At 72.0% G+C, this 17542-nt stretch carries 15 protein-coding genes; 6 read left to right on the plus strand and 9 right to left on the minus strand.

Annotation, left to right across the window (positions count from 1 at the left end; genetic code table 11):
- Nucleotides 1-77 precede the first annotated feature (77 nt).
- A complete protein-coding gene (locus ACH4SP_RS29140) occupies nucleotides 78-1586 on the minus strand; it encodes an MFS transporter (RefSeq protein WP_398419011.1) in 1509 nt (502 codons plus the stop codon).
- A 127-nt stretch (nucleotides 1587-1713) separates the two neighbouring features.
- On the opposite strand from ACH4SP_RS29140, the gene ACH4SP_RS29145 reads away from it, so the two are divergent.
- The gene (locus ACH4SP_RS29145; protein ID WP_398419159.1) at nucleotides 1714-2715 is read left to right on the plus strand and encodes an Lrp/AsnC family transcriptional regulator; all 1002 of its coding nucleotides are present in this window, start codon (nucleotides 1714-1716) and stop codon (nucleotides 2713-2715) included.
- A gap of 40 nt (nucleotides 2716-2755) precedes the next feature.
- Nucleotides 2756-3205: a nucleoside deaminase gene (locus ACH4SP_RS29150; RefSeq protein WP_398419013.1), complete on the plus strand. Its 450-nt coding sequence runs from the start codon at nucleotides 2756-2758 to the stop codon at nucleotides 3203-3205.
- A gap of 86 nt (nucleotides 3206-3291) precedes the next feature.
- On the opposite strand, the gene ACH4SP_RS29155 is transcribed toward ACH4SP_RS29150, so the two are convergent.
- The 5 genes from ACH4SP_RS29155 to ACH4SP_RS29175 form a co-directional block, all read right to left on the minus strand.
- Entirely contained in the window at nucleotides 3292-5181 is a 1890-nt protein-coding gene (locus tag ACH4SP_RS29155; protein WP_398419014.1) for an ABC transporter ATP-binding protein, read from the minus strand.
- Nucleotides 5182-5341: 160 nt separating this feature from the next.
- On the minus strand, nucleotides 5342-6268 hold the full coding sequence (locus ACH4SP_RS29160; protein ID WP_398419016.1) for a LysR family transcriptional regulator: 927 nt from the start codon (nucleotides 6266-6268) through the stop codon (nucleotides 5342-5344).
- Nucleotides 6265-7458, minus strand: a complete 1194-nt coding sequence (locus ACH4SP_RS29165) for a glycine C-acetyltransferase (protein WP_398419018.1) — start codon at nucleotides 7456-7458, stop codon at nucleotides 6265-6267. Before ACH4SP_RS29165 ends, ACH4SP_RS29160 begins: the two co-directional genes overlap by 4 nt.
- A gap of 354 nt (nucleotides 7459-7812) precedes the next feature.
- Nucleotides 7813-8838, minus strand: a complete 1026-nt coding sequence (gene tdh / locus ACH4SP_RS29170; RefSeq protein WP_398419020.1) for an L-threonine 3-dehydrogenase — start codon at nucleotides 8836-8838, stop codon at nucleotides 7813-7815.
- A gap of 252 nt (nucleotides 8839-9090) precedes the next feature.
- Nucleotides 9091-10542 (minus strand): dihydrolipoyl dehydrogenase family protein, encoded by a 1452-nt coding sequence (locus ACH4SP_RS29175; protein WP_398419021.1) that lies wholly within the window; start codon nucleotides 10540-10542, stop codon nucleotides 9091-9093.
- Nucleotides 10543-10667: 125 nt separating this feature from the next.
- Here ACH4SP_RS29175 and trxA point away from each other — a divergent pair, with 125 nt between their 5' ends.
- Entirely contained in the window at nucleotides 10668-11069 is a 402-nt protein-coding gene (gene trxA, locus ACH4SP_RS29180) for a thioredoxin (protein WP_398419160.1), read from the plus strand.
- Nucleotides 11070-11152: 83 nt separating this feature from the next.
- On the opposite strand, the gene ACH4SP_RS29185 is transcribed toward trxA, so the two are convergent.
- Nucleotides 11153-12349, minus strand: a complete 1197-nt coding sequence (locus ACH4SP_RS29185) for a thiolase family protein (RefSeq protein ID WP_398419022.1) — start codon at nucleotides 12347-12349, stop codon at nucleotides 11153-11155.
- Nucleotides 12350-12526: 177 nt separating this feature from the next.
- A complete protein-coding gene (locus ACH4SP_RS29190) occupies nucleotides 12527-13549 on the minus strand; it encodes a LacI family DNA-binding transcriptional regulator (RefSeq protein ID WP_398419024.1) in 1023 nt (340 codons plus the stop codon).
- Nucleotides 13550-13754: 205 nt separating this feature from the next.
- Here ACH4SP_RS29190 and ACH4SP_RS29195 point away from each other — a divergent pair, with 205 nt between their 5' ends.
- The 3 genes from ACH4SP_RS29195 to ACH4SP_RS29205 all read left to right on the plus strand — a co-directional run bounded on the left by ACH4SP_RS29195 (nucleotide 13755) and on the right by ACH4SP_RS29205 (nucleotide 16448).
- Nucleotides 13755-15005: an MFS transporter gene (locus ACH4SP_RS29195; RefSeq protein ID WP_398419026.1), complete on the plus strand. Its 1251-nt coding sequence runs from the start codon at nucleotides 13755-13757 to the stop codon at nucleotides 15003-15005.
- Between the two features lie 187 nt (nucleotides 15006-15192).
- Nucleotides 15193-15888, plus strand: a complete 696-nt coding sequence (locus ACH4SP_RS29200) for an alpha/beta fold hydrolase (RefSeq protein ID WP_398419027.1) — start codon at nucleotides 15193-15195, stop codon at nucleotides 15886-15888.
- 86 nt (nucleotides 15889-15974) lie between these two features.
- Complete coding sequence (locus ACH4SP_RS29205; RefSeq protein WP_398419029.1) at nucleotides 15975-16448, plus strand: type II toxin-antitoxin system PemK/MazF family toxin; 474 nt, start codon at nucleotides 15975-15977, stop codon at nucleotides 16446-16448.
- A 57-nt stretch (nucleotides 16449-16505) separates the two neighbouring features.
- Here the strand turns inward: ACH4SP_RS29205 and ACH4SP_RS29210 are convergent, their stop codons facing one another.
- Nucleotides 16506-17378: a TIGR02452 family protein gene (locus tag ACH4SP_RS29210; RefSeq protein WP_398419031.1), complete on the minus strand. Its 873-nt coding sequence runs from the start codon at nucleotides 17376-17378 to the stop codon at nucleotides 16506-16508.
- Between the last annotated feature and the right edge of the window lie 164 nt (nucleotides 17379-17542).

Consider the following 17542-nt stretch of genomic DNA (forward strand, 5'->3'; position numbering starts at 1 on the left):
GGGGGCGGGCGGCGCAGGACCGGCCCGCCCCCGCCCAGGGGACCGTGCCCTCCGCTCTGCGCCGCACGGGTGAGGCCCTACCCGGCCGCCGTGGCCGTGGCCGGCCGGCTCTTCTCCTCCGCGGCGACAGGGCGCGCCGGGCGCAGGAACACCAGCACCGCGAGACCGGCCAGCACTCCCACCGCTCCCGCGACGAGCACCGCTCCGTCGAGCCCCGAGGCGAAGGCCTCGTGCAGGGTCTCGTCCGGGATCCGTCCGCGCAGAGCCGCGGCCCCGCCTCCCGCGAGCGTGTGCGCGGCCTCCTGTGCCGTGCCGGCGTCCCCGGTGACCCCTTGCAGCGAGTCCGCCATGCGGGACGTGACGACCGTGCCGAACACGGCGACGCCGAGTGCGTACCCGAGCTGGCGGAACGTGTTGACCGCGCCGCCCGCCATGCCCGCGTTCCGCTGCGGTACGGAAGCCAGCGCGGCGCCCGCCAGCGCGGGCGACACCAGACCGACGCCGATTCCGGCGACCAAGAACCCGGGCACCAGCACACCCCACCCGGAGTCCGCCTCCAGCACGCCCTGGGCCAGGGCTCCGCCGCCGATCAGCACCAGTCCGCCGCCGATGACCAGCCGGGCCGGAGCGCCGTGCAGCAGCCGTCCGCCGACCGCGGCCACCACGAACGACGCCGCCGCGAGGGGCAGCACGACGAGCCCGCCCCGTACCGGACTCAGCCCGAGCAGGGTCTGCAGCCAGATCGAGGTGTAGGGCAGCACCCCGAAGGCCGCCGCGTTGAACGCCAGCGCCCCCAGCATCACCACCGCGAACGAGGGCCGCCGCAGCAGCCGCAGGTCGAGCAGCGGATGCGCCGCACGCCGCTCGACGACCACGAACGCGGCCAGCGCGAGCGCCGCGACGGCGAGCGTGACCCCGGTGGCGGCCGACGCCCAGCCCTCGGCGTCCGCCCGTACGACCGCGAAGGTGAGCGCGCCGGCGAACACGGCGAAGGCCGCCGTACCCGCCCAGTCGATCCGCCGGGTGCCCTCGGCACGCGACTCGGGCACCGACCGCAGCGTCATCCAGATCGCCAGCGCACTGATCGGCAGGTTGACGAAGAAGATCCACCGCCAGTCCAGCGCCTCCGTGAGCACTCCGCCGAGTACCGGGCCTATCGCCGCGGCGGCGCCGCTCACCGCACCCCACACTCCGAGCGCGACCGACCGGTCGCGCCCCTGATAGGCCGAGCCGAGCAGGGACAGGGTGGTGGCGAACATCGCCGCGCCGCCCACCCCCTGGAGCCCGCGCATCGCGATCAGCAGCGCCGGGCTCGACGCCAGCCCACAGGCGAGCGAGGCCAGCGCGAAGACGGCGGTTCCGGCCGCGTACATCCGCCGTCGCCCGGTCACGTCGGCCGCGGCCCCCGCGCCGAGCAGCAGCGCGGCGAGCGCGAGGGCGTAGATGTCGATCACCCACTGGAGCTCGGAGAGCGACGCCCCGAGCGAGCCCGCCATGTCGGGCAGCGCGACGATCACGATCGTCACGTCCAGCAGCAGCATGAACGTGCCCAGACAGACCGCTGTGAGCGGTCCCCATTTGCGCATGGTTGCGTCCTCTCCGTACAGCACCGTCTCCGTCGAACGGCTTCCCGTACGATCGGTCCGGGCCGACGGGATCACCTACCCAAGGCCCGTGGGTCGACGAAATCCGACATCTGGAGGCGGCTTGGCGATGGAAGTCCACGAGTACGACGAACTCGACCGCCGTCTCCTGCACGCCCTCGAAGTCGACGCCCGTGCCTCCTTCAGCCGGATCGCGACCGTTCTCAGCGTCTCCGACCAGACCGTCGCCCGCCGCTTCAAGCGGCTGCGCACGGGTGCCGAGATGCGGGTGGTCGGCGTCCGCGACCACGTCGCGCACGGCCAGGAGTCGTGGATGCTGCGGCTGCGCTGCACCCCGGACTCCGCCTCCGCGATCGCCCGCGCGCTGGCCCGCCGCCCCGACACCGCCTGGATCGCGCTGACGTCCGGCGGCACCGAGGTGGTCTGCATGACCAGGGTCCGTACCCGCGGCGAGCACGAGGAGCTGCTGCTGGGGAAGCTGCCGCGCACGCCCCGGATTGTGGAGATCCACGCGTACCAGCTGCTGCACCGGTTCTACGGAGGCCCCCAGGGCTGGCTCCGCAAGAGCGCGGCGCTCACGCCCGAGCAGGTGGAGGCGCTGCTTCCGCGGTACGGAACCGAGGCCGGGGGCGCGGCGGGAGCGGCCCGCATCGCCACCGACGACGAGCCTCTGGTGACCGCCCTGGAGCGGGACGGCCGGGCCACCTTCGCGGAACTGCAGAAGGCGACGGGGCGTTCCGAGTCTGCGCTGCGGCGCCGGCTCGACCAACTGCTCGCCTCGGGCGCCCTGTTCATCGACGTGCAGTTCGACTCGGAGCGCCTGGGGCACGCCAATGCCGCGCTGCTGTGGATCACCGCCGCGCCTTCCGCCCTGGCCGCGGTCGGCCGCGCGCTGGCGGTCCATCCCGAAGTGGCGTTCGCGAGCGCCGCCGCCGGTCCCTGCAACGTCCTCGCGGTCGTCCTGAACCGGGACACCACGGCCCTTTACACCTATCTGAGCGAGAAGCTCGGCCGCCTCGAAGGCGTCCAGCACGTCGAGTGCACGCCGGTCCTGCGCCGCATCAAGCAGCTGACGTACGAGGAGGGGCAGGCCGGACGGGGACTGTCCTGAGCCGCCCCGGGAAACAGCACTGAGCGATCGGAGAAGAATCATGGATCACACGCAGGCCCGTCAGTGGCTGGCGACCGCCGTCGAGGAGGCCAGGGCCGGTCTCGCCGAGGGCGGCATTCCGATCGGCGCCGCGCTGTACGGCGCGGACGGCACCCTCCTGGGGCGCGGCCACAACCTCCGGGTGCAGGACGGCGACCCGTCGATGCACGCGGAGACGGCGGCCTTCCGCGACGCCGGCCGACAGCGGACGTACCGCGGCACCACCATGGTGACGACGCTGTCGCCGTGCTGGTACTGCAGCGGTCTGGTGCGGCAGTTCGGCATCTCGCGGGTGGTCGTGGGCGAGTCGGAGACCTTCCACGGCGGGCACGACTGGCTGGCCGAGCACGGCGTGGAGATCATCGAGCTGGACGACCCGGAGTGCGTGCGGATGATGCGGGACTTCATCGCGGCGAAGCCGGAGCTGTGGAACGAGGACATCGGCGAGTAGGCCCGCTGCGGCGAACCGCCGCATCAAAGAGGCGCATCAAGGAGGCGCGGCCCCGGAGCACTCGCTCCGGGGCCGCGCCTGCGTGTTCACCGGACGGGGTGTGCCCCCTCCGCCCCCGGCCGCTCGAACTGCGTGCGGTAGAGCTGCTCGTACCGCCCGCCCGCGGCCAGCAGTCCGGTGTGGGTGCCGCGTTCGACGATCCGGCCCTCCTCGACGACGAGGATCTGGTCGGCGGCCCGTACGGTCGACAACCGGTGCGCGATGACCACGGCGGTACGCCCCTCAAGGGCTTCGGCGAGCGCCTCCTGGACGGCCGCCTCCGAGGTGGAGTCGAGGTGCGCGGTCGCCTCGTCGAGGATGACGACGCGCTGCTGGGCGAGCAGCAGCCGGGCGATGGTGAGGCGCTGGCGTTCGCCGCCGGAGAGCCGGTAGCCGCGCTCCCCCACCACGGTGTCGAGGCCGTCGGGCAGGGCTGCCACGAGCCCGTCGAGGCGGGAGCGGCGCAGTGCGTCCCAGATGTCGTCCTCGGTCGCTTCGGGGCGGGCGAGCAGCAGGTTGGCGCGTACGGACTCGTGGAAGAGGTGGCCGTCCTGGGTGACCATGCCGAGGGTGCGGCGGATGGAGTCGGCGCTCAGGTCGCGTACGTCGACGCCACCGATCCGTACCGCGCCCTCGTCCGCGTCGTACAGCCGCGGCAGGAGCTGCGCGATGGTGGACTTTCCGGCTCCCGACGACCCGACGAGGGCGATCATGTGGCCGGGTTCGGCGCGGAAGGACACGTCGTGCAGGACGTCGGTGCCGCCGCGGTTGTCGAGGACCGCCACGTCCTCAAGAGAGGCGAGGGAGACCTTGTCCGCGGAGGGGTAGCCGAAGGTGACGCCGTCGAACTCCACGGAGACCGGTCCGTCCGGGACCGTGCGGGCGTCCGGCTTCTCGGAGATCAGCGGCTTCAGGTCGAGGATCTCGAAGACCCGCTCGAAGCTGACCAGGGCGCTCATGACCTCGACGCGGGCGCCCGCGAGGGCGGTGAGCGGGGCGTAGAGGCGGGTGAGGAGCAGCGCGAGGGCGACGACGGCACCGGGGTCGAGGCTGCCGCGCAGGGCGTAGAAGCCGCCGAGTCCGTAGACCAGCGCGAGGGCCAGCGCGGAGACGAGGGTGAGAGCGGTGATGAAGGTGGACTGCACCATGGCGGTGCGGACGCCGATGTCGCGGACCCGGCGGGCCCTCGCGGCGAACTCCCTGGACTCGTCCGCCGGCCTGCCGAAGAGCTTGATGAGGGTGGCGCCGGGGGCGGAGAAACGCTCCGTCATCTGGGTGCCCATGGTGGCGTTGTGCCCGGCCGCCTCCCGCTGCAGCCGGGCCATCCGGGAGCCCATCCGCCGGGCCGGGACGACGAACACCGGCAGCAGGGCGAGGGCGAGGAGGGTGATCTGCCAGGAGATGCTCAGCATCACGCCGAGCGTCAGCAGCAGGGTGACGAGGTTGGAGACGACCCCGGAGAGGGTGTTGCTGAAGGCCCGCTGGGCGCCGATGACGTCGTTGTTGAGGCGGCTGACGAGGGCGCCGGTGCGGGTACGGGTGAAGAAGGCGACCGGCATCCGCTGCACGTGGTCGAAGACCGCCGTGCGGAGGTCGAGGATCAGCCCTTCACCGAGGGTCGCCGACAGCCAGCGGGTGAGCAGTCCGAGGCCCGCCTCGGCGACGGCGATCAGTGCGATGAGCAGGGCGAGCCGGGTGACCGTGCCCGTCTCGTCGCCCTTGACGATCGCGTCGACGACGCGGCCCGCGAGGACCGGGGTGGCGACCGCGAGAAGTGCGGTGACCACGCTGAGCAGCAGGAACTGGTAGATCTGCCTGCGGTGCGGCTTGGCGAAAGAGGCGATCCTCCGCAGGGTGGCCCTGGAGAAGGGGCGCTTGTCGTCTTGCGCGGTCATCACGCTGTGCATCGATGTCCACGCGGTGACTTCCATGTCCACGGGAGGTGCCTCCGGAATCAGCTGGTGCGACGTTGGGCGTCCCGTCGGCCTGCCTGGCCCGGGGTACGCACTGAACGCTAGAACCTCAACCGGACTTGCGGTCAAACAATTTCGCGAACCCGCCCCCACGGGCCTGCCGCGGACAGAGGTTGACGTGCCTTCATCCGGTGGAGAGTCCCGTGGAGAGACCGCCCGCGGAAGCGACGAGGGCGTCGAGCACCGGCCGGATCAGCGGATGGTCCTCCGCACCGCGGCGTACCGCGGCGAACACCCTGCGGGTGGCGGCGGGCCCTTCCACGGGACGTACGACGGCGTCCTTCAGCTCCATGCCGCGCAGGGCGGACCGCGGGACGAGCGCGACACCGGCTCCCGCGCCCGCGAGAGCGACCACCGCGCGGAAGTCGTCGGAGGAGTGCCTCAGGCGCGGCTGGAAGCCCGCGAGCTCGCAGGCGAGCAGCACCATGTCATGACATGGATTGCCGGGGTAGGGACCGATCCAGTCGCTGTCGGCGAGCCCGGAGAGAGCCACCCTTTCGTCTGCGCACAGGGGGTGGCCTGCGGGCAGCACGGCGTCGAAGGGCTCCGCGTACAGCGGTACGCGGGCGAGCCGCCGGTCGTCCTCGCGGGGTGCGCCCCGGTACTCGACGGCGACCGCCACGTCCGCCTTGCCGCCGAGGACCAGCGGCAGGCTCTCGTCGCCCTCGGCGTCCCACACGCGCATCATGATGCCGGGGTGCCCGGTGGCGAGGCGGCCGACGGCGGGGGCGACGACCTCGGCGATGCCGGTGGCGAAGGAGGCGACCATGACCTCGCCCGCGACGCCGCCCGCGTAGTCCGCGAGTTCGGCCTCGGCACGTTCCAGCTGGGCGAGGACGGCGTGGGTGTGGGCGAGCAGGATCTCGCCCGCGGCGGTGAGCTCCACCCCCTTGCCCGTACGGATCAGCAGGGCGTGCCCCGTCTCCTGCTCCAGCGCGTTGAGCTGCTGGGACACGGCGGAGGGGGTCAGGTACAGCGCGGAGGCCGCGGCGGTCACCGTACGGTGGTCCGCCACGGCCCTCAGGATGCGGAGCCGTCTGGGGTCGATCACCCAGCCAGTGTCGCCCGAGCGTCGACGAACGCCGCAATCGCCCTCTCGACGTCGGCGGTGGAGTGCGCGGCCGACAGCTGGACGCGGATGCGTGCCTTGCCCATCGGGACGACCGGGTACGAGAAGCCGATCACGTACACGCCGCGCTCAAGGAGCAGCTCCGCCATCCGGCCCGCCTCCGCGGCGTCGCCGATCATGACCGGTGCGATGGCGTGGTCGCCGGGCAGGATGTCGAAGCCCGCCTCGGTCATCTTCGTACGGAACAGCAAGGTGTTGGCGGCGAGCTTCTCGCGCAGGTCACCGGCCGACTCCAGCAGGTCGAGGACCTTGAGGGAGGCCGCGGCGATGACCGGGGCGAGGGAGTTCGAGAAGAGGTACGGGCGCGAGCGCTGGCGCAGCAGGGCGACGATCTCGGCGCGGGCCGCGACGTAGCCGCCCGAGGCGCCGCCGAGCGCCTTGCCGAGGGTGCCGGTGATGATGTCGACGCGGTCCATCACGCCGTGCAGCTCCGGGGTGCCCCGGCCGCCCGCGCCGACGAAGCCGACCGCGTGCGAGTCGTCGACCATGACCATGGCGTCGTAGCGGTCGGCGAGGTCGCAGATCTCCTGGAGCGGGGCGACGTAGCCGTCCATCGAGAAGACGCCGTCGGTGACGATCAGGCGGCGGCGGGCACCGGCGGTCTCCTTGAGCTTGGCCTCCAGCTCCGCCATGTCGCGGTTGGCGTAGCGGTGGCGGGCGGCCTTGGAGAGGCGGATGCCGTCGATGATGCTGGCGTGGTTGAGGGCGTCGGAGATGACCGCGTCCTCGGGGCCGAGGAGGGTCTCGAAGACGCCGCCGTTGGCGTCGAAGCAGGAGGAGTAGAGGATCGTGTCCTCCTGGCCGAGGAAGGCCGAGAGGCGGGCCTCCAGCTCCTTGTGGATCTCCTGGGTGCCGCAGATGAACCGGACGGACGCCATGCCGTAGCCCCAGCGGTCCAGGGCGTCCTTGGCGGCGGCGACGACCTCGGGGTGGTCGGCGAGGCCGAGGTAGTTGTTGGCGCAGAAGTTGAGCACGTCCGCGGCCTGCCCGTCGGCGGTGACGCCGACGGTGGCGCTCTGCGGGCTGCTGATGACGCGCTCGGGCTTGAAGAGTCCGGCTTCGCGGATCTCGTCGAGGGTGGCACGGAGGTCGTCGCGGACGGACGCGTACATGAAGGGCTCCCTGGGGGGTCGCGGTGCGGAGTGTTCAGTGTCGGGTGGAACCGGGCGGGTAGGCCGAAGGGGCACGGCCTTGAGCGCCCGGCGAGTCGGCCGAAGGTGCTGCCGGATGGGGCCCGGCGAGTGAGCCGAAGGGGCGCGCGGACGTCGAAAGGGAGAACGCGCGCAGGCCGTGAGGAACGATCGGCCGAGCACGATCGACCGTCGACGTCCGCTAGAGCGCCCCGGAGGCGAACCGAGCCCCAAAAGAACAGAGAGCGCGCGCAGGCCGTGAGGAACGATCGGCCGAGCACGGTCGACAGTCGACGTCCGCTTGGGCGCCCCGGCGGCGAACCGAGCCTCAAAAAATCAGCCCCAGTTGAGGATGATCTTGCCGCTGCGGGCCGTGGCCGCCTCGTCGAACGCCGCCTCGAAGTCCTCGTAGCCGTACGAACCGGTGATCACGGGCCGCAGGTCGAGACCGGCCTCGATCAGGACGGTCATCGCGTACCAGGTCTCGTACATCTCGCGGCCGTAGATCCCCTTGACGGTGATCATCGACGTGACGATCTTCGACCAGTCGACGGCGAATTCCTCGGCGGGCAGGCCCAGCATGGCGATGCGTCCGCCGTGCGTCATGTTGTCGACCATGTCGCGCATGGCTTCGGGGCGGCCTGACATCTCCAGGCCGATGTCGAAGCCCTCTTTGAGGCCGAGCTTGGCCTGTGCCTCGGCGATGGAACTCTGCGCGACGTTGACGGCGAGGGTGGCGCCGACCTGGCGGGCCAGGTCCAGACGGGGCTCGCTGACGTCGGTGATGACGACGCTGCGGGCGCCGGCGTGCTTGGCGACGGCGGCGGCCATGATGCCGATCGGGCCCGCGCCGGTGATCAGGACGTCCTCGCCGACCAGCGGGAAGGACAGCGCGGTGTGCACGGCGTTGCCGAACGGGTCGAAGATCGCCGCGACGTCGAGGTCGACCTTGGTGCGGTGCACCCACACGTTGGAGGCGGGCAGTGCCACGTACTCGGCGAAGGCGCCGTCGCGGCCGACGCCGAGGCCCACGGTGCTGCGGCACAGGTGGCGGCGGCCGGCCAGACAGTTGCGGCACTTGCCGCACACGAGGTGGCCCTCGCCGCTGACGATGTCGCCGACCGCGATGTCCGCGACGTCGGAGCCGACGTGCGCGACCTCGCCGACGAACTCGTGGCCGAGCACCCGGGGCGTGGTGACGGCCTGCTGCGCCCAGCCGTCCCAGTTGCGGATGTGCAGGTCGGTGCCGCAGATGCCGGTGCGCAGCACCTTGATGAGTACGTCGCCCGGGCCGGTCTCCGGCTCGGGGACGTCCATGAGCCACAGCCCGGGCTCGGCCTTGTGCTTGACGAGTGCTCTCATGGCTGTGGCTCCAGGCGGTAGGGCGTGACGGCGGCGCGCGGACAGCGCTGACCCGTGGCGATCGCCACGGCGGTCCCATGGTGATCGCTTGCGGGCTCCAATCTGCCGATCCGCGCGGGCCGCGTCCATCGAGGATTTCTTAAGTGGCCCCCAAGACGAGCTTCATTCGCACACTCGCGTGAACTGCGGGGACCACCCGCGTGAACTGCGCCGACGTCTGCGGACGCCCACGCCGAGGCCGCCGCGGACCGCTCATCCCCGGTACGTCTCCAGGAGCCGCAGCCACACCTCGCTGATCGTCGGGTACGAAGGAACCGCATGCCACAGCCGTGACAGCGGCACCTCGCCCACCACCGCCACCGTCGCGGAGTGCACCAGCTCGCTGACCGCGGGGCCGACGAACGTGACGCCGACGAGGGTCTCGGTGTCGAGGTCGACGACCATGCGGGCGCGGCCCTTGTAGCCGGAGGCGTAGAGGCCCGATCCGGCGACGGACGCCATGTCGTAGTCGACGGCCCGCACCCTGCGGCCCGCCCGTTCGGCCTCCGCGAGGGTGAGGCCGACCGAGCCCGCCTCGGGGTCGGTGAAGACCACCTGGGGGACGGCGGCGTGGTCGGCGGTCGCCGAGTGGGCCCCCCAGGGGGCGTCGTCGACGGAGCGGCCCTGCGCCCGGGCCGCGATCGCCTCGCCCGCGACGCGGGCCTGGTACTTGCCCTGGTGGGTGAGGAGCGCCCGGTGGTTGGCGTCGCCCACCGCGTACAGCCAGTCGGAGTCCGTCACCCGGCAGCTGTCGTCGACGTCGAGCCAGGAGCCGGGCCCCAGGCCGACCGTGTCCAGGCCGATGTCGTCCGTCCTGGGCGCGCGGCCCACCGCGAAGAGGATCTCGTCGGCTTCGAGCCGTTCGCCTCCGTCGAGCGTGACGGTGACCGTCGCTCCGGCGCGCTCCACCGCGGAGACCGACACTCCGGTACGTACCGTGGCGCCCGCCTCTTCCAGGGCTTCGCGGACGAGCTCGCCCGCGAAGGGCTCCATCCTCGGCAGCAGTCCCGCGTCGCCCCGTACCAGGACGGTGACCTGCGAGCCGAACGCCTGCCAGGCCGTGGCCATCTCGACGCCGACCACTCCCCCGCCGACGACCACCAGCCGGCCGGGCACCTCCTTGGCACTGGTCGCCTCGCGGCTCGTCCACGGCTCGGCACCGGCGATGCCGGGCAGGTCGGGGACGACGGCCCTGGTGCCCGTGCAGACGGCCACGGCGTGCCGGGCGGTGAGCGTCGTCCGTCCGCCGTCGGGGGCATCCACGGTGACTTTCCTGGGTCCCGCGAGGCGGCCGTGGCCGCGGTGGATGTCCACGCCGATCGACTCCAGCCAGCCGACCTGCCCGTCGTCCTGCCAGTTCGAGGTGTAGTAGTCGCGGTGGGCGAGGACGGCCGGTACGTCGAGGTCGCCCTGGACCGCCTGCTTCAGCCCCGGTACCCGGCGGGCGTCGGCACGTGCGGTGACCGGGCGCAGCAGCGCCTTGCTGGGCATGCACGCCCAGTACGAGCACTCGCCGCCGATGAGTTCGGACTCGACGACGGCGACGCTCAGCCCGGCCGCGGCGGCCCGGTCCGCGACGTTCTCACCGACCGGGCCGGCGCCCAGCACCACCACGTCGTACTCGGTCGGCTCCCGGCCTTCTTCGGTTCCTGCGGCAGCTGTCATGAAACTCAGTCTGATGGGTGGTGTGCGCCGCGACCACAGGGGAAGGCGGACCGACGGAATAGGGCGGCGCCGTGCACCGTTGTGCGGTGACGGTGACGTCCGGAATGACGGAAGAGGAGCACAACATGGCCACTGTCGAACTGACAAAGGAAAACTTTGATTCAGTCGTCACGGATAACGACTTCGTTCTGATCGACTTCTGGGCGTCGTGGTGCGGCCCCTGCCGTCAGTTCGCGCCGGTCTACGAGGGTGCTTCCGACCGTCACGAGGACCTGGTCTTCGCCAAGGTCGACACCGAGGCCCAGCAGGAGCTGGCGGCCGCCTTCGAGATCCAGTCGATCCCGACCCTGATGATCGTCCGCGAGAACGTCGCGGTGTTCGCCCAGCCGGGCGCCCTGCCCGAGGCGGCTCTTGAGGACATCATCGGCCAGGCCCGCAACCTTGACATGGACGAGGTGCGCAAGTCGATCGAGAAGGCGCAGGCCGGGGCGCCGGAGGGGGCCGGGGAACAGAAGGAAGCGGGCTGAATCCCGCAGCCCTGTGACCGGCCGGTGGGCGTCGCCTCATAGAGGCGGCGCCCACTCGCACGTGCTCGGCCCTCACCGTCGCGTCAGCGCTCCAGGACCAGCGCCAGCCCCTGGCCCACCCCGATGCACAGGGCGGCGAGCCCGGTGCCCGAGCCCGCCGCCGCCAGCTGATGGGCGACCGATCCCGCGAGGCGTGCGCCCGAGGCGCCGAGCGGGTGTCCGAGGGCGAGGGCGCCGCCGCGCGGGTTGACCACGGCGGGGTCCAGGTCGGGCCAGGCGGCGAGGCAGCCGAGCGACTGGGCGGCGAAGGCCTCGTTCAGCTCGAAGACGGTCAGGTCGGCGAAGCCGCGGCCCGCCTTGCCGAGGGCCCGGCCGACCGCTTCGACCGGGCCGAGCCCGAAGAGCTGGGGTTCGATGCCCGTGACGGCCGAGGTACGGATACGGGCGAGCGGTTCGCGTCCGGTGGCCCGCAGCCCCTCCTCGTCGACCAGGAGCAGCGCCGCCGCCCCGTCGTTGAGGGGCGAGGAGTTGCCCGCCGTCACCGTGCCCGTGCCGTCCGTACGGAAGACCGGCTTCAGCCGGCCCATCGTCTCGGGGGTCGAGGACTCCCGGATGCATTCGTCGCGCGGGAGGTCCACTCCTTCGTACGGCACGACCTCGCCGTCGTAGAGACCCGCGGCCCACGCGGCAGCGGCCTTGTGGTGGCTGTCGAGGGCGAAGGCGTCCTGCTCCGCACGGCCGATTCCGTACTTGTCGGCGACGAGTTCGGCGCCCTCGCCGAGGGAGACGGTCCACTCGGCGGGCATCCGCGGGTTGGTCATCCGCCAGCCCAGAGTCGTCGAGTGCAGCTGCTGGTGACCTGCCGGAAAGGCCCGTTCGGGCTTCTGCAGGACCCAGGGGGCGCGGGACATGGACTCGACGCCGCCCGCGATCGCCACGGACGCGTCACCCAGGGCGATCGCGCGCGCCGCCTGGATCACGGCCTCCAGGCCGGACCCGCAGAGCCGGTTGACGGTCACGCCGGGGACGGTGACGGGCAGCCCCGCGAGCAGCACCGCCATGCGGGCCACGTCGCGGTTGTCCTCGCCCGCGCCGTTGGCGTCACCGAAGTACACGTCGTCGACCCGAGCCGGATCGAGGTCCGGCGTCCGGGCGACCAGGGACCGCACCACATGGGCGGCGAGGTCGTCGGGGCGTACGCCCGAGAGCGCACCACCGAACTTGCCGATCGGCGTGCGGACGGCGTCGACGACGTAGACGTCACGGATGCTCGTGGGCATCGGAACTCTCCTCCGGCTCAAGGGCGTTCGCACCGTCGGGCTCCGACCCGATACCGGATTCCCGACCCGTACGACCGCCTGTGATCGTCCTTGATCACCCGGCCCGAGTCTGTTCCGCGTCCCGTCGGCTGTCAACGGCCGGCGGGACCCTCCTGACCCCGGGCCGGACCCGAGGTCTCAGCTCGACTCCCGCGGCACCGCGTGCGCGCCCATCAGGTCGTTGTTCTCCACCTCTTCCGACGGGTGCTGCACCAGCCGGTCGACCAGGTCCGCGAGGTACTGGCCGGGCGGCATCTCCAGCTGCACCGTGCTGAGGCTGGGGCGCAGGAGCTTGCCCATGAGGAGGTTGTCGGCGCCCATCACGGCGGTCTCGCCGGGGACGTCGATGCCGGCGTCCTGGAGCGCCCTCATGAGGAGCTGGGCGTACTCGTCGTTGTACGCGAACACGGCGTCCAGGCCGAGGTCGCGCCAGCGGGCCGCGAGAGCCGCCGCCGACTCCTCGTCGTACCGCATGCCCAGCGGTACGACGCTCGCGCCGGTGCCGGTGACCGCCTTGCGCAGGCCCGCCAACCGCGGCTTGGAGAAGAGCTCCAGACCCGGCTCCTCCGGCACGACGGCGCCGATGCGGCGGTGGCCGCGCTCCAGGAGGTGCCCGGCGGCGGCGACGCCGACCTCGCGCTGGTCCATCACCAGCGAGTGGGCGCCCTCTACGCGCTGCGGGCCCAGTGTGATGACGGCCTTGGCCCCCGACCTCTTGAGGAGCTGCACGCCGCGCGCGTTCAGGGTGATCTCGCCGAGCGACACCACGGCCACCGGCCGCAGTTCGGCCCAGGCGCGGGCCGCCTCGTCGCCGGTGAGGCCGAGACTGCCGTACTGCACCACCGTGTAGTCGAGGTTGCGCAGCGCCCAGTGCAGTTCGTTGAAGAACTGACCGTAGAGCGGGCCGACGGGGATGTGCGCGGTCGGCAGCAGGACCATGCGGGTGTGGCCCGCGCGCAGGCTGCGGGCCGCCGCGTGCGGGACGTAGCCGAGTTCCTCGGCGGCCTCGCGGACCCGGCGGCGGGTCGGCTCGCTGATCCGCACGGCCGAGGTGTTGTTCAGCACGTACGACACGGTGGCGCGCGACACGCCGGCCAGGCGTGCGACATCTGTGCTGGTGGGGACGGGTTGATCGGCTGACTTCTTCGGTGTCTGGCTCATCGCGTTCGGCATCTTTCCAGACGGGTGCGTCACAGGGTCTAGCGGTTGGCCGGAATTGGGTGCTACAAAGCGTTTACACGGGTCACTGACACGTGTCATCACAGGCTTTCGGAACTCTCCGGCAGACCCCTCTCCGCACCACCCTGCGGGCAGAGCTCTCCCCTTTTCCGTCCCATTCGCCGCTCATTTCACACTGGAGGGCAGCGTGGCCCTTTCCTCCCCCGGCACCGGCGTTGCAGCCGGCACCGACTCCGCCCGGACCGCCGCCCCGACCCGCGGGCTGCTCCCGCTGCTGCTCGTCGGCAACACCGTCATGTACGCGCTCTACATCGGCGTGCCCGGCTTCGTGCTGGCGATGCAGGTGGCCGGCATCGACGAGGCGAACAAGGTCGGCAACATGACCGTCGTCTCCGGTGTGTCCGCGGTCTTCGCCACGATCTTCAACCCCATCGCCGGCGCGATGTCCGACCGCTCAGGCCGCCGCAATCCGTGGATCCTGGGCGGCGGTGTCGCCGCCCTCGGGGTGATGGCGCTGCTGGGCAGCGTCAACACCGTGCTGCTCGTGACGATCGTCTGGTGCCTCGGCCAGGCGGCGATGAACTTCTACCAGGCGGCGCTCACTTCGGTGGTTCCGGACCGCGTTCCGCTCGCCTCGCGCGGCAGGGCGTCGGCGGCCGTCGGTCTCGGCATCCCGCTCGGCTCCACCCTCGGCGCACTGATCGGCGCGGCGTTCTCGGACAGCTACCGCACCGGGTACCTGCTGTTCGGGGCGCTGGTGGCGGCCGCGGCCGTCCTGTTCACCACGTGTGCCCGTGAGGAGCGGCGCCCGGGCAGGCCCGCGGTGCCGTTCAAGGAGCAGTTCAAGTCCTTCGCCGGTGCGCTGGCGAACCACGACTTCCGCTGGGCCTTCATCGGCCGGGCCCTGCTGATCCTGGGCTACTTCGGGGTCCTCGGCTTCCAGCTGTACATCCTCCAGGACCACACGAAGCTGCCCGCGGGCATGGATCCGGCGTCCGCCGCGGCCGTCCTGACGATGGTCAACTCCGCCGCCTCGGTGGTCTCCACCGTCCTCGGCGGCTGGCTTTCCGACAGGTACGACCGCCGCAAGCTGTTCGTCGGCGTCTCCGCGATGCTGGCCGCCGTCGCCATGATCTTCCCGGCGCTCTCGACCGGTTGGACCGCGATGCTGGTCTTCGGCGCGATCAACGGTCTCGGCTTCGGCTGCTACATGGCCGTGGACACCGCGCTGGTGACGATGGTGCTGCCGAAGTCCGAGGACGCCGCCCGTGACATGGGCATCCTCAACGTCGCCAACGCGGGACCGCAGATCGCCGCCCCGTTCGTCGCCGGACTGGTCGTCCGGCTCAGCGGCGGATACACCGCGCTCTTCCTGGTCGCGGCGGTCCTCTCGGTGCTGGGCGCCCTCGCGGTACGCCCGATCCGCAGCGTGCGCTGACCGGCCGACTGCCCACAGTCCGTCCGCGAGCCGCCCCACAGCAGCCCAACTGCAGCCCAACTGCAGCCCGTCGGCGGCCAGTCCGACGACCGGCCGTCCGCCCGCCGGAAGTCCGCTGGCAGACTGCCCTGCACAGCACCCCCGGCCCACCGGGCCCCACCCGCACCACCGAGAAAGGCACCCCGTCGTGCAGCTGAACACCCACACCTGGGGCGAGGGCGACCACACCGCCCTCCTGGTCCACGGCATCATGGCCGACCACCGCGCCTGGCGGACCGTCGGTCCCGCGCTGGCCGACAAGGGCTACCGCGTCATCGCGGTGGACCTGCGGGGCCACGGCCTCAGCGAGCGCGGCGACTCGTACGCCCCGGAGGACTTCGCCGACGACCTCGTCGAGACGCTTCCGGCGGGCGCCGAACTGGCCGTCGGCCACTCGCTGGGCGCTCTCGTCCTGTCCCTCGCCGTGGACCGGCTGCGTCCGGCGCGTGCGGTGTACTCCGACCCGGCGTGGCACCTGGAGCTGCCCGGGGGCTTCGGCCCCGAGCTCTTCGCCGAGTTCAAGTCGGCCTCCCGGGAGCAGATAGCGATGCTGAACCCGCGCTGGGCCGCGGAGGACGTCGACGTCGAGGTGGCGACCCTGGCGCTGTGGGACGAGGCGTCGGCGCTCGCGCTGGCCGGCTTCAAGGACCGCGACATGCTGCCCGCGAAGCCGGTGGTGCCGTCGCTGGTGCAGCTGGCCGACCCGAGCATGCTCATCAACGAGGAGCGGGCGGAGCTGCTGCGCGGGCGCGGCTTCGAGGTACGTACGGTCAAGGGCGCGGGCCACACCGTCCAACGTGACGACTTCGACGGTTTCATGTCCTCGCTGGATGGCTGGATCTAGTCACCGCTCCCGCCGTGACGGCGGGCGGCACGCCCTGCGGGACGGGCCGCCCGGCCGTACACCGCGCCGCCCCCTACCCTGGCGGCGTGACGACTTCACTGGACAACCCGAAGGGCCCCGGATCCCGGCCCGACCTGCCCGGCAGCAGCGGTCCGAGCGCGACGACCGAGGCCGAGCCGCACGAGATCGGCCCGGTGCGGATGGAGTACGCGCCCGAGCGCGACGGCGACCCCGACCCGGGCGAGATCGTCTGGACCTTCGTGCCGTACGAGGAGAACGACGGACGCGGCAAGGACCGTCCCGTGCTCGTGGTGGCCCGCGAGGCGGCGGGCACGCTGCTGGCGGTGCGGCTGTCGAGCAAGCGGCACGACCACGACCGCGAGTGGCTGCCGATCGGTGCGGGACCGTGGGACAGCGCGGGCCGCGAGTCGTGGGTGGACCTGGACCGGGTGCTGCGGGTGCACGAGGACGGGATGCGGCGCGAGGCGTGTGCGCTGGACAGGCCCCGGTTCGACCGGGTGGCGCAGCGGCTCGGCGAACGGTACGGCTGGCGCGGCTGACGGCGGCGGAGTCCGGCCGACCGGGCTTCGGCTGGCTCCGGCGGGCTTCGGCGTGCTTCAGGCGGCGAAGGCCGTACGGAACGCCGCGAGGGTCGGGCCCTCGCCGGTGCGGTCCAGCACCGCGAGGGTCACCCGGTCGAAGCGGTCGGCGAACCGCCCGTCGCCGGTCAGCAGGTCCCTGAACACCCCGGCCACCACCGGGGGTTCGTTCATGAAGACCCCGCAGCCCCAGGCCCCGAGGACGATCCGCCGGTAGCCGCAGGCCACCGCGACTTCCAGGACCCGTTCCGCCCGCGCGGCGAGCACGGCAGGGATGCGCCCCGCTTCTTCCGGCTCCCGTTGCCGGATCACTCCGGCGTTGGGGGCGGGCGAGGTCAGGAATCCCGCCTTGTACGGGACGGAGAGCAGCCGTCCACGGTCGTCGCGGAAGACCGGGACTCCGGGCGAGTGGATGACCCGGTCGGTGTAGAACACGTCGCGTTCGGCGCGGTGGTGGGCGTAGAACTCCGGGGCCCGCAGCAGACAGGTGTACAGCGCCGAGGCGCGGCAGAGCGCCTCTTCCTGGGCCTGTGCGCCGTTGAGGTAGCCGCCGCCCGGGTTGCGGGCCGAGGCGAAGCAGAGGACGGCGACCGGGTCGGAGGCCTCACCGGTGAGGCGGCGGGCCGCCTCGGTGCTGCTCTCGCCGGTGACTTCGAAGACGGTGCTTCTGGATACGGTGCCGACAGAGACGGTGTTCCCGGAGACCGTGCCTTCACAGGCGACGGACACCGGCCCGACACCAACCGGCTCCGGCCCGTACACCCGCGTGCCCGCCGCCGCGGCGGCCGTGTCCGCGGCGATGGACACCGCCCGGCCATCGGGGCAGACGTACTGCCCGGCGGCGACGATGCCTTCCGTTTCTCGCGCGATCCCGCGCAGTCGTGCACTCACCGGACGATCTTCCGCCCCGATCGCCCCGCGACGCAAAGGGATTTGAGGGAGTGCCACCGCACCCGGCACGGCCAAAAGACGCCTCTTGTGCGTTGCCCGCACAGTCTGTTGGGTGGTCTGCTGTGTCCCGGCCCGAGCGGCCGGGGAGCGCGACGACGGACACA

It is taken from the genome of Streptomyces sp. NPDC021093, from assembly GCF_044333135.1.
Taxonomy (GTDB): Bacteria; Actinomycetota; Actinomycetes; order Streptomycetales; family Streptomycetaceae; genus Streptomyces.

What these genes read in the sequence shown, in the direction of transcription:
- ACH4SP_RS29140 (WP_398419011.1), bottom strand. Translation starts at nt 1,586, where the DNA reads ATGCGCAAATGGGGACCGCTCACAGCGGTCTGTCTGGGCACGTTCATG.
- ACH4SP_RS29145 (WP_398419159.1), top strand. Translation starts at nt 1,714, where the DNA reads ATGGAAGTCCACGAGTACGACGAACTCGACCGCCGTCTCCTGCACGCC.
- ACH4SP_RS29150 (WP_398419013.1), top strand. Translation starts at nt 2,756, where the DNA reads ATGGATCACACGCAGGCCCGTCAGTGGCTGGCGACCGCCGTCGAGGAG.
- ACH4SP_RS29165 (WP_398419018.1), bottom strand. Translation starts at nt 7,458, where the DNA reads ATGTACGCGTCCGTCCGCGACGACCTCCGTGCCACCCTCGACGAGATC.
- tdh (WP_398419020.1), bottom strand. Translation starts at nt 8,838, where the DNA reads ATGAGAGCACTCGTCAAGCACAAGGCCGAGCCCGGGCTGTGGCTCATG.
- ACH4SP_RS29175 (WP_398419021.1), bottom strand. Translation starts at nt 10,542, where the DNA reads ATGACAGCTGCCGCAGGAACCGAAGAAGGCCGGGAGCCGACCGAGTAC.
- trxA (WP_398419160.1), top strand. Translation starts at nt 10,668, where the DNA reads ATGGCCACTGTCGAACTGACAAAGGAAAACTTTGATTCAGTCGTCACG.
- ACH4SP_RS29185 (WP_398419022.1), bottom strand. Translation starts at nt 12,349, where the DNA reads ATGCCCACGAGCATCCGTGACGTCTACGTCGTCGACGCCGTCCGCACG.
- ACH4SP_RS29190 (WP_398419024.1), bottom strand. Translation starts at nt 13,549, where the DNA reads ATGAGCCAGACACCGAAGAAGTCAGCCGATCAACCCGTCCCCACCAGC.